The sequence below is a fragment of the Flavobacterium alvei genome (assembly GCF_002920895.1).
GTDB lineage: Bacteria > Bacteroidota > Bacteroidia > Flavobacteriales > Flavobacteriaceae > Flavobacterium > Flavobacterium alvei.
The window spans coordinates 23,236-48,894 of sequence record NZ_PQVG01000007.1 but is presented as its reverse complement, the minus strand read 5'-3'; the positions used below and the strand labels follow the sequence as shown (position 1 = coordinate 48,894).

The window sequence follows — 25,659 nt, the reverse complement described above, 5'->3', positions numbered from 1 at the left end:
ATAGTGAAATAGAGTTAAAATGTACTCTGTGTTTTAGTTGTTTGAAGATACTATATTCAGCTATTAAAAAACTTATTTTCTTTTTATTTTACTATAAATTTGCAAACGCTTGAAGTTTAGCAGCCCCATTATGGGAGTGGCAACGGCGAAGCCATGTTTAGTTTTAGTTCTCAGCTCACTGAACAAAATGCAGGGAGTTCTGTAGTTGATAAGCCTATGATCGAGTACTTGTTTTAAGATGAATTTAATATAGGCAAATTAGCCTTTTGCTATACTAAAAAGTAAAGGATAGCGTTTCCTTTTTTTAATTTTTAATAATTGTTATTTATTCCCTTTTCAATATGAAAAAAATAATTACTGTTTTTTTATTAGTATTTGCCCTTTTTCAATCGGGTTCTTTGAAGGCCCAAGATTTATTAAAAGGAACGGATTTGAGCACTGTTAAAGTTGATTATTTATCAGATGCTGAGATTGCCAAAATAAAATCGCAATTGCAAAGCAACAATACTACTATTGAGCAAGTAGAGCCTATGGCTTTGGCCAAAGGGATGTCGGCTACAGAGTTTGCTAAATTAAAAGTTCGATTGGGATCACAATTTGCAACCGGAACAACCGGAGTTTCTAATGGAGATGTTTATGATGAGAAAAAGGGAGAGCAAAACCGTAAACAAGAAAAAATAGTAAATAAAAAAGTAAAGGATACCTTAAATTCATTAGTTTTTGGATCGGAGTTGTTTGATAATCCCGATTTGAATTTTGAACCGAATTTAAAATTGGCGACACCAGTGAATTATGTTTTAGGTCCAGGGGATGAATTGCAAATTAGTGTTTATGGTGTTCAGGAATATAATGCTAGCGTACCTGTAACTACAGAAGGTAAAGTTAGTATTCAATATGTTGGTCAAATTCCAGTTTCAGGCATGACCATTGAAGCGGCTACTCAAAAAATAAAGAGTGCAATTGCTAGAGTTTACAGTACAGTAGCATCAGGACAATCGCAAGTAGGAATTAGTTTGAGTCGGATTCGCACTATAAAAGTCACAATTATTGGTAGTAAGCAACCAGGAAATTATTCTATATCTTCTTTGGCTACGGTTTACAATGCTTTGTTTTTGGGAGGTGGCCCAGGAAAAAATGGGAGTTATAGAAATATTGAGCTTTTGAGAAACAACAAAGTGTATCGAAAAATAGATATTTATAACTTTTTAGTCAATGGCAATCAATCCGATAATGTGGGCTTGAAAGACAATGATGTGATTCGTATTCCTGCCTATTCGCAAAGAGTTACTTTAGAGGGAGAAGTAAAACGTCCTGGAATTTTCGAGATGAAGTCGGGAGAAACCTTCAAGGATTTATTAGCGTTTGCTTCTGGATTTAATGAGTTTGCTTATACTGCATCGGTTAATGTTTTACAAAAAACATCAAAAGATTTAAAAGTAAAAGACATTAAATTTTCGGAATTTGGCAGCTACAAGCCTCTTGCTGGAGATGTTTTTCGAGTTTCGAAGATATTGAACCGATTTGAGAATCGTATTCGAATTGAAGGAGCTGTTTTTAGACCTAATATTTATTCTTTTTATGAAGGAATGCGCATTTCGGATTTGATTCAACAAGCAGATGGGCTCAAAGAAGATGCTTATACTAAAAGAGCCACAATAGTTCGAACAAAAGCAGATTTGACCACAGAGGCAGCACATGTGAATCTAGAAAAAGTTCTTTCTGGAGATGCCGAAGCGAATATTAGTTTGCAAAAAGAAGACATCATCACAGTGTATTCAGTATTAGATTTCAAGGAGGATTACAAAATAACCATTGATGGCGAAATAAAAATACCAGGTGAATATGAGTTTCACGAGAATCTGACTTTGAAAGATTTATTGCTACAAGCAGGAGGATTGACAGGGTCGGCATCCAAAAGGATAGAAGTAGCTCGAATGATCAAATCAGACGAAATAAATGCAACAAATTCAAGTAAAGTTCAATTGTTTAATTTGGAATATACTGAAGTGAATAATGAAGAAGTCAGAAATTTTGTATTAGAACCTTTTGATGTAGTGAATGTTCGAAGAATGGCTGTTTATGAAAAACCAGAAATGGTTACTGTGAGTGGAGCAGTGAATTATACTGGGAAATATGTTTTGGCCAGTAAAAAAGAAAAAATTTACGATGTGATTCAGCGTGCTGGAGGGTTGTCGTCTATTGCTAATGTTGATGGAGTGAAAATCAAGCGTCCAATTCAAGCGAAGCAAATTGAAGCAATAGAAAATGTAAATCTAAATTTAGGTAAGAAAGATTCTATTCAAAATAAATTGGCTAAGAAGCTTAAGGAAGATTTGAAATATGCGACCATTCCGGTAGATTGGCGAAAAATTGTTAAAGACCCAACAGATAAAACCAATGTTACTTTATTTCCAGGTGATGAAATAGAAGTTTCGGTTTACAATGAAAGCGTAAAAGTGACGGGTAGTGTTTTGTTGACTTCTGAGATTCCTTATAACAAAGGGAAAGGGTTTAATTATTATTTAGAATCTGTTGGAGGAACCGATGCAAAAGGATGGAAGAATAAAGCATATATAATTTATCCGAATGGAAAAGCAGCTGTGTCTAGTTCTTTCTTTTTTATTCGGTCTTATCCAAAAGTGTTACCTGGTTCTCAAATTGTAGTACCAGAGAAACCAGAAACCAGAAAAATGAGTACGGGAGAATGGGTAAGTATTGGTAGTGTAATAACTAGTCTTGCTTTATTGATTGTAACCTCTTTTAAATAGTACTTACTTTTATATTAAATTTAAAAGAAAAAATTAAACCAAAATCAAAACTGATATTCGAATGACAACAAAAGAACCTATAGTCAAAGATGAAATAACATTAAAAGGATTGTTCGATAAATATGCCAAATGGTATCATTTTTTTCTTTTGAAATGGAAGACTATTGTATTGGCTGGAATTATAGGAGGAATATTAGGATTGGGATATTCGTTTACCCAAAAACCTGTATATACAGCAACACTTACTTTTGCACTTGAAGGTGATAAATCAGGAAGTTCTAATGGGGTTTTAAGTTTAGCAAGTCAATTTGGGTTGAGTTTAGGAGGTAGTGGAGGAGGAATTTTTGAAGGCTCCAATTTGAGTGAGTTATTTAAGTCTCGAAACATGGTTGAACAGACCTTGATGAAGCCTGTTTTTTATAAAGGGAAAACGATTTCCTTTGCAGAGATGTATATTCAGAATAAGGAGTGGAGGGATAATTGGAAAAATAAACCCCAATTGGCTAAAATTCAATTTCCACCAAACACCAAAAGAAAGTATTTCACGAGAGTACATGACAGTATTTTGGGGGCGATTTATGGTGATTTGTCTAAAAATTCTTTGTCCGTTGGACAAAAAGATAAAAAAGTTGATATTATCACTATGGAGTTTACTTCTGGAAACGAACAGTTCTCAAAAGAATTTTGCGAGGCTTTAGCGAGGCAAGTAGGATTGTTTTATATCACTACCAAAAGCAAAAAAGCAAGAACTAATATGGAAATTCTTGAAAGACAAACTGATTCTATTAGAAGTGAATTGAATAATGCTATTGCAGGAGTGGCAACAGCAAATGACAATACTTTTAATTTGAATCCTGCCCTAAATGCCCGCAGAGTTCCTTCTTCACGAAAACAAGTTGATGTTCAGGCAAATGCAGCTATACTCACTGAATTAGTAAAGCAAACCGAATTAGCTAAAGTTACTGTTAGGAGAGAAACACCATTAATTCAAGTTTTAGATAGACCCATTTATCCTTTGAAAATGGAAAGATTTCGAAAACTGAAAGGATTGATTATGGGTGGATTTATGGGTGGATTTTCTGTAATGCTATTTCTGGTTGGAAGAGTCAGATTGAAACAATTAATGGCCAAATAGTCTGGAAGATTATCCATTTTAAGGAAACAAATACTTATTAGACAACTTATCTTCAAGTTTGTGTATTTATTCAGCTTTTTTTAGAAATCCTGAGATTATTCCTAATTACATCAATGAAACAATCGGCTAAAGAGGCTATACTAAATTTTTCATACGTTTTTCTCTCACAAGGGTTCTCACTTATTTTGAGTATATCCATGTCTTTTATTGTTCCTAAAATACTAGGAATCGAAGGGTTTGGCTATTGGCAATTTTTTTTATTCTTAAGTTCCTATGTTGGTTTTTTTCATTTAGGATTGTTAGACGGGATTTATCTTAGATACGGAGGAAAGTCTTTTTCGGATGTAAATAATACCTTATTGCATTCTCAATTTAGAATTTTATTTGCTTTAGAACTGATTGTTGGATTGTTTGTTACTCTCTTTGCCCTATTTTGTTCAAACGATCCTCACAAAAAGAGCATCCTTATTTTTGCCTCTATATATTTGATTCTTTCCAATCTATCCACTTTTTTTGGAACCGTTTTTCAAGCTTTTAATAAAATGAAATTGTTTTCAATTTCAACTGTTATTGATAAAGTTGTTTTTTTAGTTTTCTTGTTTTTTTTATTCTCGTTCCAAGTAAAGAATTCTGAATATTATATTTTTTTTTATGTTATTGCCCGTTTGTTTGGACTGATTTACGCTATCTATCAAGGAAAAGCAATTTTATTCACCAAGGCTTTAGATTTGAAAAAAAGTCTGATTGAATTTAAAGAAAACATATCTGTTGGTTCCCTATTGATGTTGTCTAATATTGCAGGAATGCTCGTCTTGGGAGTAGGTAGGTATTTGATTGAAAAAACATGGGGAATCGTAATTTTTGGAAAAATTTCTCTTTCCTTATCCTTAACCGCTTTTTTCTTATTGTTTATTAGTCAGGTTAGTATTGTTTTATTTCCTCTATTGATTCAACGGGGAAGTGAACAACAAAAAAAGGTATATGTGGTAGGATTAGATTTCTTAAACATCATTTTGAATGGAATATTCTTGTTTTTTCCTATTGTAGTATTGTTTATTAAAGTTTGGTTGCCATCTTATACTGATAGTATTACTTATTTTGTAATTCTGCTGCCATTGTGTTTGTTTGATGGTAAGATGCAAATTCTTTTTAGTACGTATATGAAAATACTGAGAAAAGAAAAGTTATTACTGTTGTTTAACATCATTTCATTGGTAATAGTTACACTGTTTTCTATAATAGGTGTTATGATGAAGAATCTCAATTTTGTCCTTTTTTCGATGACAATCGCTGTAGCAATAAGGTCAATAATAATTGAAACCTATCTTTCTAATTTTTTCGGTTTATCGAGCTTCAAAAAAACGGTTTACAATATATTTCTTTCTGTTCTATTTTGTTATGTAATGATTGCATTTGAACCTATAAAAGGGTTTGTTGTTTTTTTATCCTTTTATGTTTTATATCTAATTTTGATTAAAAAAGAGATAATTCATATTGTAAGTTTTATTAAAGAGCTAAAAGCAAAATAGTATTAAATGATGAATATTATTGTAAATATATTATTTCTGTTTTTAGGACTTAACCTTTTTGTTTTGATTAATAAGCGGTATTCTAGTTCTATTAATCATGTTAGTATATTTACCGCCGTTTGGTTAATGATTATTCTGGGGGCTCAACTTTCAGGATATGCAGAATTTCATTGGTTCACACTTTTTGTCGTTTATCTGTCGTGGTACTTTTATTTATTTGGCTCCTATCTTCGAGAAGCTGAAATCAACCTTGATTCTTTAGAAATCAAAGTAATCGATCTTGATAAAATAAAAACGGCTTGCTATGTCTTAGTTATTTTATCTTTTTTAGCTAATTTGACCATTCTCAAGGATGTGTTTTTTAATTTTTCCTCTTTTGAGGTTTGGGCTAAAATGAGGAATGATCAAGCATTCTCAGACTATAGAGACGGAAACTATTTTTATACAATTTTCGGAAATACTTCAAACATTTATGTGCCCTTAGCGATTTACCTTTTTATGGAAAAAAAGATAAATTCGTTGATGCTAACGATTATTTATTTGATTTCGATATTGATTGCTGTGGCCGCTTTTACAAGAGCTCCGATGTTGTATTTGATCATTATTTCGGTTGTGTTTTATTCCTATCAAGCTAAAAAAATTCCGTATAAACTTATTTTAACCTCGTTTTCTATTTTGGTTCTGATTTTTGCTGTATCATCTTATTTTATTGGCGAAGTCAGTCAAGGGGCCGTAGATACAAATTCAGCAATCGAACTTTATGTATATGGAGGGATTACCGCTTATCAAAATCTTTTGAACGGCAAATATTTTACCTACGATGTTTTTGATAGCAGTTTTTATAGTTTTGATTTTATAAACTATGTTTTGAAAACCTTTCGGATTATAAAAACCTATCCTGATTTAGTTAGAGAATATGATCAAGATTTGCCTACAAACGTTTACACTTATCTAGATTGTTTTACACTAGATTTTGGTGTCATTGGTGCCTTTTTGGGCTCTTATATATTGGGATATATCAGTAAAATAATATACTTGAAATATTATAGAAATAAAAGTATTTTCGATTTGATCTTATATTCAACGATATGTTATTTTGCTTCTTTTATATTTATGAACAATGAATATATTCGATTCACATTTGTGTTATTAATTGTAAAGATTTTTATCATTAAGTTTTTAACGCGGTTTAAATATGAAATGCCAACCTTAACCAATTGAAATGAAGTTTATCAGAATAGTTGTTTTAAATTATAACAGTTCGCAATATACCTTAGATGTTATTAAAAATCTTGAAACGCAATCTTATACTAATTATGAGATTGTAGTTGTTGATAATGCTAGTAACGAATCAGAACGTCAATTTCTAAAGGACAATTTACCCAAAAATATTTTGTGTATTTATGCCGATATAAATTCAGGTTATTCTAGTGGCAATAATATTGGAATGAGAATTAAAACAGCCGTTGAACCCGATTATTTCTTTGTTTTGAATAACGATGTGATTATCGAAGATGATGATTTATTAGAAAAACTAGTAGCCTCATTTAACTGGGTTAGTCCAAAAAAAGTTATTGCTATTTCGCCTTTAGTCAATACGGTATCTACCCAATTACCACTCGAAAAGCAAATTCAAGTACGAAGAGTTTTGCCCACTTTTCAATTATTTTTCGTTTGTTGTACTATTTTTAAATTATTTACAAAGAATTGGTTTGCTAAATACGTTTACAAAAAAGAAATGCCTTATATCGATAACTATTTAGCCTGCGACAGCATCAATGGAGCTGCGTTTATTGTTGAAGCTGATTTTATGAAGAAAAATAATTATTTAGACGAAGGCACCTTCTTGTTTTTTGAGGAAGTTATTTTGGGCCGACAAATTTTAGATGCTGGCGGAACTTGTCTTCTTAATGGCAAGACGTCATTGAAACATTTGCAGGGAATGTCAACCAAAAGTACAGCGCAGCAGTTAAATGTTCGAATGGAAAAATTCAAGCGTGAAAGTGAACTGTATTATTTTCAAAAATATTGTGGACTCAATTCTTTCTATTCGATGCTCTATATTTTCTTTAAAAAAATAGAAGTGCTTTTGAAGCAAATTATATATTAAGCTATGATTGGAGTAAAACTTTGGGGAGGATTAGGTAATCAAATGTTTCAATATGCCTTTGGACTTTATTTAGCCGAAAAAAGAAATGAAAAACCTTATTTTTTTACTGATTTCAATACAATAGAGAGTTTAGATATTGATTATTTTAAGGTATCGATTGATTTACTTTTGCAAGAAACACTACAAAAAAACGGATATAGTTTTCAAAACCATTTCTTATACAGAGCGAAAAGAAAATTGATTCAAAAATTTCCTCTTTGGAGTCAAAAAATAATGGTAGAAAATATATCAGGGTTCAGACCCAATATTTCAGACAAGTATTCGTTATTTGACGGCTATTGGCAATCGTATAAATACCTTGAGCCTATTGAGCAAAAATTGAGAACTCAGTTTGTCTCTAAAAAAAATCTGATTTTGAATACAGAATTATATTCAGAAATTAAAAAGGGCAATTCCGTTAGTCTTCATATCCGAAGAGGTGATTATTTAAAAGGAAAGAACACAGAAATTTATGAAAACATTCCTTTGGCTTATTATCAAGCTGCCATAGATTATTTTTTGAAAGAAATTGATAATCCTCAATTCTATGTTTTTTCGAATGATTTAAACTGGGTAAAAAACAATTTGAAAACCACAACAGAACATACTTTTTTTTATGTTGACAATACTGATACTGAAAATGCAACCCTTGCCGATTTGCAATTAATGTCAAGTTGTAAACATCATATTATTGCAAACAGTACCTTTAGTTGGTGGGGAGCGTGGTTGAATCCTTCAAAAGAAAAAAAAGTAATTGCTCCTAAAAATTGGTATAAAGGCGAAATCAATGATTTAACTTTAGATTTAATTCCATCTGAATGGAAAAGACTTTAAAGAGCCAAATAGTAAAATAATTTTATATGTCTAATAATCAAGAAGCTTTAATTTCGATAGCTATACCGTTTTACAATACTGAAAAATATTTAGAACTAGCTATTCAGTCTATTGTTGATCAAACTTATCAAAATTGGAAATTAATATTGATTGATGATGGCTCAACAGACCATTCTCTGTCGATTGCTCGTAAATTCGAAAACGACCCGAGAGTGACGATATACTCTGATGGACAAAATAAAAATATGAGTTTCCGGTTGAATGAGTTTGCCCATAAAGTAACCACAAAATATTTGGCTAGAATGGATGCAGATGATATTATGCATCCCAATAAGATTGAAAAACAACTACAAATTTTAGAATTGCATCCCGAAATTGATGTTTTAGGAACCAATGCGTATTCTATTAATGAAAAAAGTATTATTGAAGGGATTCGATTAAAATTTCCAGAAGGAGAGGAATTAAGTACAGTAGATACTTTTATTCATCCTACTATTGTTGCTAAAACAGCTTGGTTTGTTGCCAATCCTTATGATATTAAAATTGAAAGAATTGATGATAAGGAATTGTGGTTTAGAACTCACAAAAAATATAATTTTCAAATCTTGACAGAGCCTTTGTTTTTTTATAGAGAATTTGGCAATGATTATTATAAAAAATATTTCAAAGGATTCAAGTATATGTTGTATGCGTTAAGAAAACACAATTATGATTTAGATTTGTTGCAATTTGGAATAAAATATTCATTAGCAGGGGTAGTTTATTGTTTGTTTAATTCAGTAGGCAAAGAAAATATTTTGGTAAACAGAAGAAATGCCATTAAAATCAATAAACTGACTATTGCAGAAGTTTTAAAAAAGGATTAATGAGAAAAAAGATTTGTTTTATTGTAGCAACTCCCAATTTTGCAAATATTTATTTGAAGAAACATTTCGAATATTTATCGGAACATTATGATGTGTATTTGGTTTCTAATTTTAATGGATATAGTTCGTTTTTTTCGGCTTTTAATTACATAAAAGGAGTAGAAAATCTAGATTTTGAACGCAAAATTTCAATTTTTAAAGATGTAAAAGCACTTTTGACTTTCCGTAGCTTTCTCAAAAAAAATAAATTCGATGCGATTCATTCGGCTACACCCAAAGCGGGATTAATAGGGGCTTTTGCAGCAAAATTGGCTGGAATAAAAATAAGAACTCATATTTTTACGGGACAAGTTTGGTACACACAAAAGGGTTTTTTCAAATGGTTACTGAAAAATATTGACCGATTTATAGTGCTTTGTTCAACCGATATTCTAGTCGATGGAATTTCTCAGAGACAATTTTTGATTGATAACGGCATAATTAATACTACTAATTCTCAAGTTTTAGGAAAAGGATCAATAAGTGGTGTCGATGTACAAAAATTTATCCCTAATGCTATAATAGCTCAAAATTTCCGAAACCAATTCAACTTTAAAGACGAAGTCGTTTTTATGTATTTGGGAAGACTAAATGTTGACAAAGGATTATTAGACTTAGTAGCTGCTTTTCTGAAACTGAATGGCAAATATCCAAACACAAGATTAGTCTTTGTTGGTCCAGATGAAGAAATGATGCAACAAAAAATTGATAAATTGGGAAACTATTGTCCATCTATATTCTTTAGCGGTGCTACTACAGCTCCACAAGATATTTTACAAATGGCTGATGTGTTTTGTTTGCCAAGCTATAGAGAAGGTTTTGGCTCGAGTATTATAGAAGCATCATTGCTAGAAAAACCAATTATTTGCAGTGATACTTATGGTGTGAAAGACTCCATAATAGAGAATGAAACAGGGTTTAGACATAAAGTGAAGGATGTTGATTCTATTTTTGAGCAAATGCAAAAACTGATGGATCAAGAAGTACGGGAAAAGATGGGAAAAAGCGGAAGAGCCTATGTCTTGAGTAATTTTTCGGCTGAATTAATTTCGCAAGAATGGTTAAACTACTATAAAAATAAATTTAATTGATGGAAACATGTCAGCTTAGCGGAGCTTCAGGATTTGTTGGACAGAATCTCCAAACCTATTTGGCCAAAGATTTTGTTATCCTTCCGTTTTCAGTAAGGTATAAAATAAATCAAACTATTGATTTGAATGCTGATCATATTATTCATGCAGCTGGAAAAGCACATGATTTAAAAAAAATATCAAATCCAGCTGAATATTATGAAGCTAATTACGAATTGACCAAACAATTATTTGATGCTTTTCTAGGCTCAAATTCTAAAACATTTATTTTTGTAAGCTCGGTGAAAGCTGTTGCCGATAAAGTGAATGGTATATTGACAGAGGAATCAATAGGGCATCCCAAGACTCCTTATGGGAAGTCTAAAAAAATGGCAGAAGATTACATCCAAAATCAGATAATTCCTGAGGGTAAACAAGTTTTTATTCTGAGACCTTGTATGATTCATGGGCAGGGGAATAAAGGCAATTTGAATCTTTTATTTAAAATGGTTTCTAAAGGATTTCCTTGGCCATTGGGTAGTTTTGAGAATAAACGTTCCTTTTTGAGTATTGAAAATCTTTGTTATGTCATTAAAGAATTATTAAGTCGTCCAGGAATTCCATCAGGTATTTATAATCTTGCTGATGATGATGATGTTTCGACTAATGAGTTGATTCAAATTATGGGAAGTAGCCTAAATAAAAAAGCAGTTATCTGGAAAATCCCAGTTTCCTACATTAGAAAAATAGCTTGGTTGGGTGATTTTTTATTACTTCCTCTCAATTCTGAGCGATTGGATAAATTGACAGAAAGTTATCTTGTAGGTAATTCCAAAATCAAACAAGCTATTGGCAAAGAATTACCAGTTTCTGCTAGAGAAGGATTGCTAAACACACTAAAAAGTTTCAACAAATAGGTATGGAATATATTTTACTATTGCTTGTTTTTTTTATACTATTATTGATTTATTTTAAAATAGCCTATAAATACAATATTGTTGACAAACCTAATTTTAGAAGTGCTCATGTAGATGTTACTTTAAGAGGAGGTGGAGTCATTTTTTGGTTTGCTGCATTGTTTTATTTTATTCAGAATAGTTCAGATAATTATTTCTTTTTTATTGGAATTACTATTTTAAGTATTGTTAGTTTTTGGGATGATATTCAAAGTTTGCCTAATAAAATTAGATTAGCAGCACATTTTATTGCCTTTACTTTAGTTTTTTATGATTTACAATTAATTACTATTTATGGTTTTTTGATTACACTTTTATTTTATATTGTAGCAATTGGTATTTTAAATGCCTACAATTTTATGGATGGAATCAACGGAATAACAGGTCTTTATACCTTAGTTGTTTTAGGGTCATTGCTGTATGTTAATACTTATCTGTATTATTTTATAGCCAATGATTTTATTATTTATCCAATGTTGGCAAGTGTTGTTTTTTTGTTTTTTAATTTTAGAAAAAAAGCAAAATGTTTTGCAGGAGATGTTGGTAGTATTTCAATTGCATTTTGGATTATTTATCTATTAATAAAATTAATAATTGCTTCAGATTCCTATTTATGGTTGCTTTTTTTAGCCGTATATGGAATTGAAACTAGTTTTACTATCTTGCATCGCCTTTATCTAAAAGAGAACATTTTCGAGGCTCATTCTTGGCATTTTTACCAAATATTGAGTAAAGTATTTAAGTTTCCTCATCAACTGACATCGGTTATTTATGCACTCCTTCAACTTTTAGTAGGTATAGTGGTGTTTTTTTTAGATGGAAAATTACCCCAAATTACGATATGGTTTATTGTTTTAATTCCATTAATGGGATTGTATCTAACAAAGTTTTATTTGTTGAAAAACAGTGAAAAAATCAAAATAGGAAAAGCTTAATTGGTTTTTTAAATTAATTTTTTAACAGTCATTCTATCAATTAGAGCAAAATGAAAAAAAAGAGGATTTATATATCTGAAGCTCATAAAGGAGGAAGAGAATTATTTTATATTCAAGAAGTTTTCAAGGATAATTGGATTGCTACTGAAGGTCCTAATATTGTTGGATTTGAAAGTGATTTAGAAAATTATTTACAGGAAGAAGTTCATGTTGGAGCTTTAAATTCTGGAACAGCAGCACTGCATCTTGGACTTATATTATTGGGTGTAAAGTCGGGTGACGAAGTAATTTGTCAGACCATGACTTTTTCGGCTTCAGCCAATCCTATTGTTTATCTTGGTGCTACGCCAATTTTTATAGATAGTGAAGTTGAAACCTTGAATATGTGTCCAGTAGCTCTAGAGAAAGCTATTGTACATCGAATTTTACTAGGAAAAAAACCCAAAGCTATCATCGCTGTTCATCTTTATGGAATGCCTTTTAGAGTTGATGAAATTCGAGCAATATCTTGTAAATATGAGATTCCAATTTTAGAAGACAGTGCAGAAGCTTTAGGAAGTTCTTATAAAGGAAAAAAATGTGGAACCCTTGGTGAAATTGGGATTCTTTCTTTCAACGGAAACAAAATTATTACCACTTCAGGTGGAGGGGTCATTGTGACTAAGACATTGGAACAAAAAAGCAAAGCTATTTTTCTAGCTACTCAAGCGCGTGATGAGGCACCCCACTATCAACACAGCCAGATTGGATATAATTATAGAATGAGTAATATTTGTGCTGGTATTGGTCGTGGGCAAATGGAAGTATTAGATAATCACGTTATTTTACGTCGAGAAATGCATGATTTTTATGTTAATTTATTTGAAAACATAGATGGTGTTTTGGTTTTTAATGAGCCTTCAGCAGATTTTTTTTCTAATTTTTGGTTGACGGCAATACTTGTAGATGAAACTAAAAATGGAGGGATTACGAGAGAGATTTTAAGAGCAGCATTAGAAGCAGAAAACATAGAATCCAGACCCTTATGGAAACCGATGCACTTGCAACCTGTTTTTGAAGGTTATCCTTATTATGGAGCCAAAGTTGCAGAGACTTTATTCGAAAACGGATTGTGTTTACCATCGGGCTCTAATCTTTCGGATGAAGATAGAGAAAGAATATCTAAAACAATTCAAGTTGTTTTCAAGAAAGAAATAAAGAATTCCTAATTTTATTTAATCAGTCGGATGCTATTTTATTTCCTATTTATATTGATTGCAGGCTCACTTTTATGGTTGGGCTATTTATACCCAGAAAAAAATAGAATATTTCAGGGAGTAACATTTCTGTTAATTGTAGGCGTTGTAGGTTTTCGAGATTTTGTTGGAGCTGACTTTGGGGATTATGTAATTTGGTATAAGTCGAAAGTAAGGGATCAGGACTTTGAGTTGGGGTATGTCGCTTTGATGAATGTTTTTAGAACTCTTAATATTGGATATACGGCACTTTTTTTCTTCATATCATTTTTTACTTATTTGTTTTTGTTTTTGGGTGTTAAAAAATTCACGCAAAATCAAAATCTTGCTATTTTTATTTTTTTGCTAATTCCAAGTATGTTTTTGTTGTCATTAAACACAATGAGACAGTCCTTTGCAGTTTCCATATGTTTTTATGCGTTCTATTTTTTAATAAATAAAAAGTATTTTTATTACCTAATTCTGATGTTTTTGGCAATCTCATTACACAGAACGGCTATCCTTCCGTTTTTCCTGTTTTTCCTTGTTTATCAATTTGCAGACAAAATTAAAGTGAATCATATTTTAATACTGTTGATAGGTTCTTTGTTGTTTTCTCAACTAGGATTGGTAGATTTCTTTAGTTCGCTTTTTAAAGATTCAAGATATACAGCTTACTTTACCATAATGAAAATTCCTGCAAACCCTTTGAAATTAATTATTTTGAATGGAGTGGCAATTTTCATGTTGTTTTATTTTGAGGAAATGAAAAGAAAATATTTCAATCAAAAATATCTGATGGTTTTGTTTTTTTTATCAGTGATAATCACCAATTTTTTTAGTTTATACGGAGATCTAACCCGAATTGCTTATTATTTTAAAATTTTTGAAATAGTAGTCATCGCTGATTTTATTTTTCTAAGAGCTAAAGAGTTTAGAGTATGGTTATTCAGCGGTTTTATGATTTATTATAGCAGTATTTTTGTTTATACATTAAAGATGGATATAGAAAAGGACTATAAGTGTAAATTAATTCCGTATAATAGCATTTTGTTTAAATCATTAAAAGTAGGGAATTAATTGAAAATTAATTAAACTTGCATCCAAAATAAAATACCATGAAAATAGAACTAACTTTTATAAAAGATTTAGTAGTCCTAACACCAACTGTATTCGAAGATGAAAGAGGTTATTTTTTTGAATCTTACAACAAAAGTAAATTTGCAAGTTTAGGAATCCACATCGATTTTGTACAAGACAATCAATCGTTTTCTAAAAGAGGTACCTTGAGGGGATTGCATTACCAAAATCCACCCTATTCACAGACTAAATTGTTGAGAGTTTTAGAAGGCGAGATTATGGATGTTGCCGTAGATTTGAGAAAAGATTCTCCAACATATGGTATGTATTTTGGTGTTCTATTGTCGGCTGAGAACAAAAAACAATTATTGGTACCTCAAGGGTTTGCTCATGGCTTTTCGGTTTTGAGTGAAACTGCGGTGGTTTCATATAAGTGCGACCACTATTATAACAAGCAAAGTGAAGGAGGTATTCGATTTGATGATGCCACTCTCAATATCGATTGGGGAATGGATTTGAAGGAAGCCATTGTTTCAGAAAAAGATATGATTTTGCCTAATTTCGAAAACTGTAATTCCCAATTCTGATGAAAAAAATTCTTGTAACTGGAGCCAATGGACAATTGGGTTCGGAAATCAAAATGATAGCGTCCCATTATCCTCATTTCGATTTTATTTTTACCGATATTGATGATTTTCCATTAGACCAAACTGAGGTGATTGTTGCCAATTTCAACCGTATTCAACCTGATATTGTCATCAATTGTGCCGCTTATACAGCTGTAGATAAAGCAGAACAAGATACTGTAGTTGCTGATGCTATTAACCATTTGGCTATCGCAACTTTAGCTAGTTTGTGTACAGTATCAGGAGCAAAACTAGTTCATGTTTCAACCGATTATGTTTTTGATGGTAGCTCACCAGTAGCTTATAAAGAGGATGATGTCCCTAACCCAAAGAGTGTTTATGGAGCAACAAAATTAGCAGGTGAAATCGCTTGTTTGAAAAATTGTCCAGAGAGTATTATTATTCGAACCGCATGGGTGTACTCGGAATTTGGAAATAATTTTGTAAAAACCATGTTGTGCTTGATGAGCGAAAGAGATACTTTGAGTGTAGTCAATGACCAAATAGGTTCGCCAACCTATGCAGCCGATTTGGCTCAAGTTATTTTAACTATTTTAGATAGTACTAAATGGGAATCGGGGATTTACCATTACTCGAATGCAGGGGAAATTAGTTGGTTTGATTTTGCAAAAGACATCAAAGAAATAGCCCATAAAACTTGTGAAATCAAAGGAATTCCTGCAGCAGATTATCCCACTCCTGCTGAAAGACCTGCCTATTCCCTGTTAGACAAATCGAAAATTAAAACTATTTACGGAATAGAACCTATCGATTATAAAGTGAGCCTTAAGATTATGATGGAGAGATTGACCCCCTAGTCCTCTAAAAGGGAACAGAAAGATGGAATATGAACAAACAATAAACAGCAACAGATGAAAGGAATTATTTTAGCCGGTGGATCCGGTACTCGATTGCATCCATTGACTTTAGCCATGAGTAAGCAAATGATGCCAGTTTACGACAAACCGATGATTTATTATCCTTTGTCCACTTTAATGATGGCAGGAATTCATGAAATATTGATTATTTCAACCCCTCATGATTTGCCGAATTTCGAGAAGTTATTGGGTGATGGTTCAGCAATTGGTTGTCAATTTAGTTATGCTGAACAAGCTATTCCTAACGGATTGGCGCAAGCTTTTGTAATAGGAGAGAAATTTATTGGTACAGATGATGTTGCTTTGGTTTTAGGTGATAATATTTTCTTTGGTGCCAATATGGGAGAATTATTACAGTCGAATACTAAACCTAATGGAGGGGTGGTTTTTGCTTATCACGTTTCGGATCCTGAGCGTTATGGCGTAGTTGAATTTGATGAGAATAACAAAGCACTGTCGATAGAAGAAAAACCTTTGGTGCCTAAATCGAATTATGCTGTTCCAGGTTTGTATTTTTATGATAATTCGGTTGTGGAGATTGCCAAAAATATTAAACCTAGTGCGCGAGGTGAATATGAAATTACCGATGTGAATAAGGTATATCTTGAAAAAGGCACTTTGAAAGTAGGGATTTTAAATAGAGGAACAGCTTGGTTAGATACGGGTACATTTAATAGTTTGATGCAAGCAGGACAATTTGTTCAGGTTATTGAAGAGCGTCAAGGATTGAAAATAGGCTGTATTGAAGAAATTGCATGGCGTCAAGGGTTTATCAGTAGTGAGAAACTTCAAGCTTTGGCAGAGCCGCTCAAAAAATCTGGTTATGGCGATTATTTAATTCAATTGTTGAAACAAAAAAAATAAAAATCAATTTTCATTTTACCATACTTCCCCTAAAAGTCGATGCTTTTTAGGGGATTTTTTTTTTGTATTATAATTTGTCAATGTAATTAAAAATAGTAGGTTGACTTGTTAATGCAAGGTTTTTAAGTGCGTTAGATATAGTAAATGATAACTTTTTTTGAAAAAGCTTAAAGTATAATGAGTTATGATGTATTTTATTAATTTATATAAAAAAAGACGATTTTTACTTTTTGTCGTTGTTTTGTGTTGTTTATCTATAAAATGAAAATGAGTAGGGTGTTTTTGATTTTTTTTAAGATTAATTTGTACTTTTGTTAACAGATACGAATTCGACGAATAAGAAATACTTTATTTAAGATGGAAAGAGATAATTCAAAAAGTTATTTTTCAAGAGATAACTTAAGATTCAATATTCATAATTTGAGTTATTTGCCTCGTTGGATTATTGTTTTAATAGATTTTACTGTCCTACTTCTTGCTTTCAGTTTTACTTCTTTGATTTTTGATGGCACTGGGTTAGAATATATTGTAACCAAGCACTCAGTTGTATTTGTGAGTCTTTTGTTTAGTGTCAATATCTTTTTCTTTTGGTTGTTTAGAACCTATGCTGGTATTATCAGGCATTCTTCTTATATAGATGCAGTTAAGCTTCTATTTTCGCAAACAGCGGTTTTGGTATTCTTCTTAGTTTTTAATTTTTTGTTTGAGTTGTATTACCACCAAAAAGCATTCTTAAATACTGCTTTTTTTATTAATATAGTCCTTTCTTTTTGTGGGTTGTTTTTGTATAGAGTGGTTGTAAAGCAAACTTTTGAACTTTATTTTATTGAAAAAAACGATACCAAATTAATTAAAACTATTATTTATGGTACCGATGCCAATGCTATATCTATTGCTAATGCTTTGCGATTTGAAACTCCCTCTCGTTTTAAAATTTTAGGTTTTGTAGATCGAAACAATCAAAATGCTTCCAAGAGAATGTTGGATTTACCTATTTTGGTTCTCCGAAAAAGAATTCCATCACTAATGCGTTCTATTGGTGCTGAAGCTCTTGTAATTGCAGACAAAAGTTTGTCTAAAGAAGAGCAATTAGTGATTATAGACCAATGTATAGAGTATAATTATAAAGTATTTACTATTCCTTCTATTTCCGACTGGGAAGATCAAAAAGAAATTTCACAAAAAGTAAAAAATATTCAAATTGAAGATTTACTCGAAAGAGAACCCATTGTTTTAGATAATATCTCCATATCCAAACAGTTAAGAGGCAAGACTATTTTAATTACGGGAGCAGCAGGATCAATAGGAAGTGAGATTGTACGACAAGTATTGAACTTTGAACCCCAAAAAGTTATTATTTTAGATCAGGCAGAAACGCCATTGCATCACATTAGTTTAGAAGTCGAATGTATTAAGGGTTCAACAGTGATTCACTCGGTAATTGCAGATATAAGGGATAGAGTAGCTGTAGAAAAAATATTTAAACTCTATAGACCAGAGATGGTTTATCATGCTGCGGCTTATAAACATGTGCCTTTGATGGAAGAGAATCCTTCTCAAGCAATTCTGACCAATGTAAATGGAACTAAAAATCTTGCCGATTTATCCTGTGAGTATGGTGTAGAAAAATTTGTAATGATTTCAACAGATAAAGCCGTAAATCCTAGTAATGTAATGGGAGCAAGTAAAAGAATTGCCGAAAAATATGTGCAATCGCTTCACCTGAAATGTCAAGAAAATAATAAATTATATGCCACTAAATTCATCACTACTCGTTTTGGAAACGTTTTAGGTTCCAATGGCTCAGTAGTACCTTTGTTTACCAAACAAATTGCTGAAGGAGGACCAATTACCATTACCCATCCCGATATTATCCGATATTTTATGACTATTCCAGAAGCGTGTCAACTCGTTTTGGAAGCAGGATCTATGGGAAATGGAGGAGAGATTTATATTTTTGATATGGGAAAACCAGTTAGGATTATCGATTTGGCTCGCAAGATGATTAAGTTGGCGGGCTATATCCCAGATAGAGATATAAAAATAAAAATTGTTGGTTTGAGACCGGGCGAAAAATTATACGAAGAATTGCTTAATGATACCTCGAAAACCTTGCCTACTTATCACGAAAAAATCATGATTGCACAGGAAATTCAAGAAGAGTTTTTTGACTTGCATGCCAATATAGATGAGCTTATTGGCATAGCTGCTTTTTTTGATAATGATGATATCGTTGCCAAAATGAAAAGGATAGTACCTGAATTTATTAGTATGAATTCAACCTTCGAAATATTAGATAAGTAGTTATTTCTAATCCAAAAAAGAAGAAGGTCGTTTTATCAATATAGTTTTTCTAAAAACTTAAAAAAAAAATTACAGTCTGCTCCTTCTAAAATTTTTTTGTAGCACTTTGACCGTGTCTAGTTTGACAAACTTAAAACTAGTTCGCTTCTAATTATTTATGTATTAGTTTAAATAATTGCTAGTTTTACAACTATTTTCTAAAATATCCAAAAAAAGTATATCTTTAGCCAACCAAAAAAAAAACTAAAGATATGCAAGACCACAATCAAGAACATTTTAAGAGAGAACTCGGATTATTAGATGGAACCATGCTTGTTGTGGGTTCGATGATCGGTTCTGGGATATTTATTGTAAGCTCGGATATGGTTCGCCAATTGGGTTCTGCTGGTTGGTTGATTACAATGTGGATGTTTACAGGATTTATTACTGTAATTGCAGCTGTGAGTTATGGCGAATTGAGTTCGATGTTTCCAAAAGCTGGAGGACAATATGTTTATATTAAGGAAGCCTACGGAAAATTGATAGGGTTTTTGTATGGTTGGAGCTTTTTTGCCGTAATACAAACTGGTACAATTGCTGCTGTAGGTGTAGCATTTTCTAAATTTACGGCTTATTTGTATCCACCAGTCAGTGAAAAAAATGTAATTTTTGAGTTAGGTGATTTCCAATTGCACGCCGCGCAAATTGTTTCAATAATCACCATTATTTTATTGAGTTATATCAACAGTCGTGGCGTAAAAAATAGCAAGATTTTGCAAACGGTTTTGACGGTTATTAAAGTGGCCTCTATTTTTGGATTAATTATTTTCGGATTCGTGGCTGCTAAAGCCGAAGTTTGGGATGCCAATTGGGCCAATGCTTGGACTTCGCAATCTATGAATGTTGATACTGGTTCTTGGCTTCCCATAAGTGGATTAGCTTTGATTTCGGCAATGTCGGCGGCGTTGGTGGGTTCTTTGTTTTCGAGTGTGGCTTGGGAAGGTGTAACTTTTATTGCTGGCGAAATCAAAAATCCAAAACGAAATGTGGGATTGAGTTTGTTTTTAGGCACCTTGATTGTAAGTTGTATTTATATTTTGGCTAATATTATGTATTTGGCTGTAGTTCCTTTGCAAGACATTGCTACTGCTGAATCGGATAGAGTAGCTGTGGTGGCTTCGCAAAATATCTTCGGAAATGTTGGAACAATTATTATTGCTGTAATGATCATGATTTCGACTTTTGCCTGCAATAATGGTTTGATTATGGCTGGTGCAAGAGTCTATTATACGATGGCGCAAGACGGTTTGTTTTTCAAAAAAGCATCTCATTTGAATGAGGCTAGTGTTCCAGCATGGGCCTTGTGGGTACAGTGTATTTGGGCTTCGGCTTTGTGTTTAACGGGTAAATATGGTGATTTACTGGATTTTGTAGTAATCATTGTTTTGGTCTTTTATATCCTGACCATTTACGGAATTTTTATTCTTCGCAAGAAAGTTCCCGATGCCGAAAGACCTTATAAAGCTTTTGGTTATCCGTTTTTGCCAGCACTTTACATTGTTTTGGCAATAGCTATAGGAATCACATTATTATATACCAAACCTAGTACTTGCGGTTGGGGAGTTCTTATAATGTTGATTGGAATTCCGATTTATTATTTGACTAAACAGAAGAAGTAGATTTCAGATTGCAGTTGGCAGGAAAAATAAAAAAATCCGTCTCGTTACTTTCTAACTTGACGGATTTTGATTTATAGAGAAATCAAGTCTTAGTACTTAATTCTTTATTGAAATTACGCATAAACGAGATCTTTCAAGGCCGTTTCTACATCTTCAAAGGGTAAATTCCAAGCTTCGGCAACGCCTTTATAAAGAATTTTTCCATTGGCTACGTTAAGTCCTTTTTTCAATTCTTCGTTTTCAGTACAAGCTTTTTTCCAGCCTTTGTTTGCTAATTGCAAAGCATAAGGTAAAGTGGCATTGGTCAAAGCCAAAGTGGAAGTATAAGGTACAGCACCGGGCATATTTGCCACACAATAATGAACAATATCGTCAATAATAAAGGTTGGATTTTCGTGTGTTGTTGGGGAACAGGTTTCTATGCATCCACCTTGATCAACAGCAACATCAACTAGAACTGTTCCTGGAGACATTAATTTTAGCATATCACGAGTGATTAAATGGGGTGCTTTTGCTCCGGGAATCAAAACGGCTCCAATAACTAAATCGGCTTGTGAAATGGCATCCATAACATTGTAATGATTAGACATCACAGTGGTTACATTAGCTGGCATCACGTCTGACAAATAGCGTAAACGTGGCAAGCTTACATCCAAAATTGTTACTTGAGCACCAAAACCAGCGGCCATTTTTGCAGCTTGAGTACCAACGATTCCGCCGCCTAAAACGACTACTTTTGCTGGAGGAACTCCGGGAACACCACCCAAAAGGATTCCTTTTCCTTTCATCGGTTTTTCTAAATATTTGGCTCCTTCTTGAATGGCCATTCTTCCTGCCACTTCCGACATTGGAACTAATAATGGCAAACTGCGATCTGATTTTTCAACCGTTTCATAAGCCAAACAAACCGCTTCGCGTTCGATCATTGCATAAGTCAATGGTTCTGATGATGCAAAATGAAAGTATGTAAATAGTAATTGGTCTTTTTTTATCAACGGATATTCTGAAGCTATTGGTTCTTTAACCTTGATAATCATTTCGGCAATTTCATAAACCGCTTCAATGGTTGGTAATAGTTCAGCTCCAGCTTTAGCGTAGGCTTCGTCGCTAAATCCACTGTTTTCTCCTGCGCTTTTTTGCACATAGACCAAATGTCCGTGTTTTTTAAATTCGGCTACTCCAGCTGGAGTTAGTGCTACACGATTTTCGTTGTTTTTGATTTCTTTAGGAACTCCAATGATCATAATATGTTTTTTTAGTAGTTGGTTCAATAATATATACAAATTTACTACTTAAAGAAAATATTGTGTTGAATGATGTTTAATTAAGAAAATATTATTTTTATTTTCTATTTTTACATTAAATATTTCTGAATAGAATGCTATTTGTATTTCTAAAACGAAAAAATATCTGATTTTAAGTGTTTGAAAAATCACAAACCAAAGATTTATTGTTATGATTTTAGACGAAACCGACAAAAAAATCCTGCGACTGCTTCAATTAGATGCGCATTTGACCTTAAAGGACATTGCCAATAAAATAAATCTTTCGCTAACACCTGTTCACGATCGAGTGAAGCGTTTGGAAAAGGAAGGCATCATCGAAAAATATGTTTCGATTTTGAACAAGAAGAAATTGGGTAATAATTTGATGGTGTATTGCCAAGTGACTTTAGTCAAGCAAACCTACGATGTTTCGGATGGATTCAATCAGTCGATTATGAATATGCCCGAAGTGGTCGAATGCAATTTTATTTCAGGAAGTTTTGATTATATGCTCAAAATCATCTTGCCCGATATGGAGAGTTATCACAATTTTCATCAAAAGAAACTATCGGTTTTGCCCGAGGTTTCTCTGATTAATAGCTTTTTTATTATTTCGGAAGTGAAGAGTACAACGGTTTTGCCGATTTAAAAAAGAGAACCGCAGATTCTAGATTTTATTAATCTGTGAATCTGCGGTATTTTTATTTAATTTTTAGAATTATTTTAAATTATAATTCGAATAATCTCTCCTCGTTTATTAATCATTTCCATTTGAACGCTTTGATTTTCGGCTTTGTTGCCTAGAATTTTCGAAGCCGATTCGATGTCTTTGATTTTGACATTATCAATACTCAAGATAATGTTTCCTTTTAAATCTTGTTCGTATTGTTTTAGATTTTCATTGGTAATCGATTTGATTTTTGCACCTCCATCTAAATGAAAACGCTTTTTGTCATTGGCATCGATGTTCTCCAATTCGATTCCTTTGATTTCGGCGCTAAAAAATTCGTTTTTGCTCAAAACTACAGGCACAACTTTGTTTTTTCCTTCTCTTATGAAGGTAACTTGCACTTTGTCATTCGGCCTTTTGGTGTTAATATAACCCGCAAGATCTGCATATGTCGAAATGTTTTGTTGGTCTAATTTGATAATGATATCGCCTTTTTGCAAACCAGCATTTTCTGCCCCCGATTTTTTCTGAACTCTATTAATGTAGAATCCTTGCGTTTCTTTTACACCCAATTCTTTCGAGGCTTTTGCGTTCAATTCGCCACCTTCAACACCAAGAACACCTCTTTGTACGTTGCCAAACTCTATTAAATCATCAATTATTTTTTTAGCATTATTCGATGGAATGGCAAAAGAATAGCCTGTATAGGAACCCGTTGGAGAGGATATCATTGTGTTAATGCCTATCAATTCGCCACGAGTGTTGACCAATGCGCCGCCGCTATTTCCTGGGTTTACAGCTGCGTCAGTTTGAATAAACGATTGAATACCACTAGTGTCCAAGTTTCTGGCTTTGGCCGAAATAATTCCAGCAGTTACGGTAGAAGTTAAGTTATAAGGGTTTCCAACAGCCAACACCCATTCGCCAATTTTTACTGAATCTGAATTAGCAAAAGTGGTGTAAGGTAATTTCTCCTTAGCATCAATTTTTAATAAGGCTATATCCATCTTCGAATCGGTTCCAATGACTTTTGCGGTGTAGGATTCCTTATTATTTAGGGTGATTTCTATTTCAGAAGCATCTTTTATCACGTGATTGTTGGTTACAATATAACCATCTTCCGAAATAATTACTCCCGAACCCGTTCCTACCTGTTCCTGCTCTTGTCCGCCCCTAAAGCCATAGAAATATTCCAGCATAGGATTCGTGACAATTGTTTTGGAGACATTTTTTACGTGAACTACGGTGTGAATGGTTTTGTCTGCCGCTTCGGTAAAGTCAATAGCTTCGGCTGATAAACCTACATTTCTTTCATACGAATTCGACGCTTGGGTGACTATTGAATTGTTTTTAGAAAAATATCCATTGTCGTCAAATAACAATTTGTAAGAACCCAATGTTACGGCTCCGCTCAACAATGGCACTAAAAATAAGCTTGAAAATCGTTTCATAGTTTTTATAGTTATTTAAGAATTATAGTTGTAAAATTATAAATTATGTCAATTCAAAAAAACAGTTTAACGCTCGGTTAACAATCTTTAACGTATCATTAATATTTGTACTTTTGTACTTCTCAAACAAAAAAAAATGCAATTAGAATTCTATAAATACCAAGGAACAGGAAACGATTTTGTGATGATTGACAATCGCTCAGGGTTTTTTCCAAAGGATAATGTTCAACTCGTGGCGCGTTTGTGTGACAGACGTTTTGGCATTGGCGCCGATGGATTGATTTTGTTGGAAAACGACACCAACACCGATTTTAGAATGGTTTATTACAATTCCGATGGAAACCCAAGTTCGATGTGTGGCAATGGTGGCCGTTGTTTGGTGGCTTTCGCCAAAGATTTGAGCGTTATTAAAGACAGTTGTACTTTTATCGCTACCGATGGTTTGCATCACGCCAGTGTTGCCAATGATGGAATTGTTTCTTTGCAAATGATTGATGTTGCCGATATCAAAAAAGAGAAAGATTATACTTTTATGAATACCGGTTCGCCGCATCACGTGCAAATGGTGGCCGATTTGGAACATTATAATGTAAAAGAAAACGGAGCGGCTCTTCGTTACGGTTCTTTGTACGGAGCAGAAGGAAGCAACATCAATTTCGTAAAAAAAATCAATGAAGATACTTTTTCACTTCGCACCTACGAAAGAGGAGTAGAAGACGAAACTCTTGCTTGTGGAACTGGAGCTACAGCGGTTGCGATTGCAATGAATGCCACGGGACAAACCAATGCTTCTTCCATTAATTTGAACGTTGAAGGTGGAAAATTAGCTGTTTCTTTTGATAAAATGGGAGATGTTTTTACCAATGTTTTCTTAATTGGTCCAGCGGAATTTGTGTTTAAAGGACAAATTGAAATTTAATTAGGAATTAGCTTCAATACAAAAGGAATAAAATGAGTAAAAAGCTTCAAGTAATTTTTGGACTTGTAATAGTGGTGTCAATATTGCTTGGCTTATTTATTAAATCAATATCTTCAAATCATTCAGAAAATTTCGAAGATTTTAATCGTAAATTTCATTCTGATTCAATTTTTCAACTTTCAAGAATTAATTTTCCAATTGAAGGCAAATTAATTGAAGGTTTTGAAAAACAAAATTGGACATCTAAAAATTGGGAGTTAATGAAAATCCCAGTTTCAGAGAAATCTTTACTTCCTAAATATAAACATTCGGTAAGAAAAACTGATGAAGTTGTAGTAGAAAAATTTTGGATTGATAATAGTGATTTCCTTGTTGAAAGAAAATTTAAGGAAATAGATGGAAAATGGTTTTTAATCTATTACAATGATGTTAATTTGTAAAAGGAACTA

Annotated in this window: 22 protein-coding genes; 20 read left to right on the top strand and 2 right to left on the bottom strand. The window is 32.7% G+C overall.

Translation table 11 applies throughout. From position 1 onward, the window contains the following. The first annotated feature begins 341 nt into the window (after positions 1-341). The 17 genes from C3L50_RS12550 (at position 342) to C3L50_RS12470 (ending at position 20,905) form a co-directional block, all read left to right on the top strand. A complete protein-coding gene (locus tag C3L50_RS12550) occupies positions 342-2,768 on the top strand; it encodes an SLBB domain-containing protein (RefSeq protein WP_103806533.1) in 2,427 nt (808 codons plus the stop codon). A gap of 61 nt (positions 2,769-2,829) precedes the next feature. Continuing rightward, complete coding sequence (locus C3L50_RS12545; protein WP_103806532.1) at positions 2,830-3,903, top strand: Wzz/FepE/Etk N-terminal domain-containing protein; 1,074 nt, start codon at positions 2,830-2,832, stop codon at positions 3,901-3,903. A gap of 113 nt (positions 3,904-4,016) precedes the next feature. Continuing rightward, a complete protein-coding gene (locus tag C3L50_RS12540) occupies positions 4,017-5,432 on the top strand; it encodes an oligosaccharide flippase family protein (protein ID WP_103806531.1) in 1,416 nt (471 codons plus the stop codon). Positions 5,433-5,438: 6 nt separating this feature from the next. Then, positions 5,439-6,653 carry an O-antigen polymerase gene (locus tag C3L50_RS12535; RefSeq protein WP_103806530.1) on the top strand — a complete coding sequence of 405 codons (1,215 nt, stop codon included), beginning with the start codon at positions 5,439-5,441 and terminating at the stop codon, positions 6,651-6,653. Between the two features lies 1 nt (position 6,654). Further along, positions 6,655-7,542, top strand: a complete 888-nt coding sequence (locus C3L50_RS12530) for a glycosyltransferase (RefSeq protein ID WP_103806529.1) — start codon at positions 6,655-6,657, stop codon at positions 7,540-7,542. Between the two features lie 3 nt (positions 7,543-7,545). Next, positions 7,546-8,415, top strand: a complete 870-nt coding sequence (locus tag C3L50_RS12525) for an alpha-1,2-fucosyltransferase (RefSeq protein WP_103806528.1) — start codon at positions 7,546-7,548, stop codon at positions 8,413-8,415. A gap of 26 nt (positions 8,416-8,441) precedes the next feature. Beyond that, entirely contained in the window at positions 8,442-9,281 is an 840-nt protein-coding gene (locus C3L50_RS12520; protein ID WP_103806527.1) for a glycosyltransferase family A protein, read from the top strand. Continuing rightward, the gene (locus C3L50_RS12515; RefSeq protein ID WP_103806526.1) at positions 9,281-10,411 is read left to right on the top strand and encodes a glycosyltransferase family 4 protein; all 1,131 of its coding nucleotides are present in this window, start codon (positions 9,281-9,283) and stop codon (positions 10,409-10,411) included. Before C3L50_RS12520 ends, C3L50_RS12515 begins: the two co-directional genes overlap by 1 nt. Continuing rightward, complete coding sequence (locus tag C3L50_RS12510) at positions 10,411-11,307, top strand: NAD-dependent epimerase/dehydratase family protein (protein WP_103806525.1); 897 nt, start codon at positions 10,411-10,413, stop codon at positions 11,305-11,307. Before C3L50_RS12515 ends, C3L50_RS12510 begins: the two co-directional genes overlap by 1 nt. 2 nt (positions 11,308-11,309) lie before the next feature. Further along, positions 11,310-12,281 carry an MraY family glycosyltransferase gene (locus C3L50_RS12505; RefSeq protein WP_103806524.1) on the top strand — a complete coding sequence of 324 codons (972 nt, stop codon included), beginning with the start codon at positions 11,310-11,312 and terminating at the stop codon, positions 12,279-12,281. A 50-nt stretch (positions 12,282-12,331) separates the two neighbouring features. Further along, positions 12,332-13,489 carry a DegT/DnrJ/EryC1/StrS family aminotransferase gene (locus C3L50_RS12500; RefSeq protein WP_103806523.1) on the top strand — a complete coding sequence of 386 codons (1,158 nt, stop codon included), beginning with the start codon at positions 12,332-12,334 and terminating at the stop codon, positions 13,487-13,489. A gap of 18 nt (positions 13,490-13,507) precedes the next feature. After that, a complete protein-coding gene (locus C3L50_RS12495) occupies positions 13,508-14,575 on the top strand; it encodes an EpsG family protein (protein ID WP_103806522.1) in 1,068 nt (355 codons plus the stop codon). Positions 14,576-14,613: 38 nt separating this feature from the next. Continuing rightward, positions 14,614-15,162 carry a dTDP-4-dehydrorhamnose 3,5-epimerase gene (gene rfbC, locus C3L50_RS12490; RefSeq protein WP_103806521.1) on the top strand — a complete coding sequence of 183 codons (549 nt, stop codon included), beginning with the start codon at positions 14,614-14,616 and terminating at the stop codon, positions 15,160-15,162. Then, positions 15,162-16,019, top strand: a complete 858-nt coding sequence (gene rfbD, locus C3L50_RS12485; protein ID WP_103806520.1) for a dTDP-4-dehydrorhamnose reductase — start codon at positions 15,162-15,164, stop codon at positions 16,017-16,019. Before rfbC ends, rfbD begins: the two co-directional genes overlap by 1 nt. A 54-nt stretch (positions 16,020-16,073) precedes the next feature. After that, positions 16,074-16,943, top strand: a complete 870-nt coding sequence (gene rfbA / locus C3L50_RS12480) for a glucose-1-phosphate thymidylyltransferase RfbA (RefSeq protein WP_103806519.1) — start codon at positions 16,074-16,076, stop codon at positions 16,941-16,943. A 357-nt stretch (positions 16,944-17,300) separates the two neighbouring features. Beyond that, the gene (locus C3L50_RS12475) at positions 17,301-19,247 is read left to right on the top strand and encodes a polysaccharide biosynthesis protein (protein ID WP_103806518.1); all 1,947 of its coding nucleotides are present in this window, start codon (positions 17,301-17,303) and stop codon (positions 19,245-19,247) included. 251 nt (positions 19,248-19,498) lie between these two features. Further along, positions 19,499-20,905 carry an APC family permease gene (locus tag C3L50_RS12470; RefSeq protein ID WP_103806517.1) on the top strand — a complete coding sequence of 469 codons (1,407 nt, stop codon included), beginning with the start codon at positions 19,499-19,501 and terminating at the stop codon, positions 20,903-20,905. 113 nt (positions 20,906-21,018) lie between these two features. Here the strand turns inward: C3L50_RS12470 and ald are convergent, their stop codons facing one another. Further along, a complete protein-coding gene (gene ald / locus C3L50_RS12465; RefSeq protein WP_103806516.1) occupies positions 21,019-22,149 on the bottom strand; it encodes an alanine dehydrogenase in 1,131 nt (376 codons plus the stop codon). A 211-nt stretch (positions 22,150-22,360) separates the two neighbouring features. On the opposite strand from ald, the gene C3L50_RS12460 reads away from it, so the two are divergent. Continuing rightward, the gene (locus tag C3L50_RS12460) at positions 22,361-22,819 is read left to right on the top strand and encodes an Lrp/AsnC family transcriptional regulator (RefSeq protein ID WP_103806515.1); all 459 of its coding nucleotides are present in this window, start codon (positions 22,361-22,363) and stop codon (positions 22,817-22,819) included. Positions 22,820-22,893: 74 nt separating this feature from the next. Here the strand turns inward: C3L50_RS12460 and C3L50_RS12455 are convergent, their stop codons facing one another. After that, on the bottom strand, positions 22,894-24,291 hold the full coding sequence (locus tag C3L50_RS12455) for a trypsin-like peptidase domain-containing protein (RefSeq protein ID WP_103806514.1): 1,398 nt from the start codon (positions 24,289-24,291) through the stop codon (positions 22,894-22,896). Positions 24,292-24,427: 136 nt separating this feature from the next. Here C3L50_RS12455 and dapF point away from each other — a divergent pair, with 136 nt between their 5' ends. Beyond that, positions 24,428-25,210, top strand: a complete 783-nt coding sequence (gene dapF / locus C3L50_RS12450; RefSeq protein ID WP_103806513.1) for a diaminopimelate epimerase — start codon at positions 24,428-24,430, stop codon at positions 25,208-25,210. Positions 25,211-25,242: 32 nt separating this feature from the next. Continuing rightward, positions 25,243-25,650 carry a hypothetical protein gene (locus tag C3L50_RS12445; protein ID WP_103806512.1) on the top strand — a complete coding sequence of 136 codons (408 nt, stop codon included), beginning with the start codon at positions 25,243-25,245 and terminating at the stop codon, positions 25,648-25,650. The last annotated feature ends 9 nt before the right edge of the window (positions 25,651-25,659 follow it).

Coding starts and splice junctions, on each gene's coding strand:
- C3L50_RS12550 (WP_103806533.1), top strand. CDS start 342: ATGAAAAAAATAATTACTGTTTTTTTATTAGTATTTGCCCTTTTTCAA.
- C3L50_RS12545 (WP_103806532.1), top strand. CDS start 2,830: ATGACAACAAAAGAACCTATAGTCAAAGATGAAATAACATTAAAAGGA.
- C3L50_RS12540 (WP_103806531.1), top strand. CDS start 4,017: ATGAAACAATCGGCTAAAGAGGCTATACTAAATTTTTCATACGTTTTT.
- C3L50_RS12535 (WP_103806530.1), top strand. CDS start 5,439: ATGATGAATATTATTGTAAATATATTATTTCTGTTTTTAGGACTTAAC.
- C3L50_RS12530 (WP_103806529.1), top strand. CDS start 6,655: ATGAAGTTTATCAGAATAGTTGTTTTAAATTATAACAGTTCGCAATAT.
- C3L50_RS12525 (WP_103806528.1), top strand. CDS start 7,546: ATGATTGGAGTAAAACTTTGGGGAGGATTAGGTAATCAAATGTTTCAA.
- C3L50_RS12520 (WP_103806527.1), top strand. CDS start 8,442: ATGTCTAATAATCAAGAAGCTTTAATTTCGATAGCTATACCGTTTTAC.
- C3L50_RS12515 (WP_103806526.1), top strand. CDS start 9,281: ATGAGAAAAAAGATTTGTTTTATTGTAGCAACTCCCAATTTTGCAAAT.
- C3L50_RS12510 (WP_103806525.1), top strand. CDS start 10,411: ATGGAAACATGTCAGCTTAGCGGAGCTTCAGGATTTGTTGGACAGAAT.
- C3L50_RS12505 (WP_103806524.1), top strand. CDS start 11,310: ATGGAATATATTTTACTATTGCTTGTTTTTTTTATACTATTATTGATT.
- C3L50_RS12500 (WP_103806523.1), top strand. CDS start 12,332: ATGAAAAAAAAGAGGATTTATATATCTGAAGCTCATAAAGGAGGAAGA.
- C3L50_RS12495 (WP_103806522.1), top strand. CDS start 13,508: ATGCTATTTTATTTCCTATTTATATTGATTGCAGGCTCACTTTTATGG.
- rfbC (WP_103806521.1), top strand. CDS start 14,614: ATGAAAATAGAACTAACTTTTATAAAAGATTTAGTAGTCCTAACACCA.
- rfbD (WP_103806520.1), top strand. CDS start 15,162: ATGAAAAAAATTCTTGTAACTGGAGCCAATGGACAATTGGGTTCGGAA.
- rfbA (WP_103806519.1), top strand. CDS start 16,074: ATGAAAGGAATTATTTTAGCCGGTGGATCCGGTACTCGATTGCATCCA.
- C3L50_RS12475 (WP_103806518.1), top strand. CDS start 17,301: ATGGAAAGAGATAATTCAAAAAGTTATTTTTCAAGAGATAACTTAAGA.
- C3L50_RS12470 (WP_103806517.1), top strand. CDS start 19,499: ATGCAAGACCACAATCAAGAACATTTTAAGAGAGAACTCGGATTATTA.
- ald (WP_103806516.1), bottom strand. CDS start 22,149: ATGATCATTGGAGTTCCTAAAGAAATCAAAAACAACGAAAATCGTGTA.
- C3L50_RS12460 (WP_103806515.1), top strand. CDS start 22,361: ATGATTTTAGACGAAACCGACAAAAAAATCCTGCGACTGCTTCAATTA.
- C3L50_RS12455 (WP_103806514.1), bottom strand. CDS start 24,291: ATGAAACGATTTTCAAGCTTATTTTTAGTGCCATTGTTGAGCGGAGCC.
- dapF (WP_103806513.1), top strand. CDS start 24,428: ATGCAATTAGAATTCTATAAATACCAAGGAACAGGAAACGATTTTGTG.
- C3L50_RS12445 (WP_103806512.1), top strand. CDS start 25,243: ATGAGTAAAAAGCTTCAAGTAATTTTTGGACTTGTAATAGTGGTGTCA.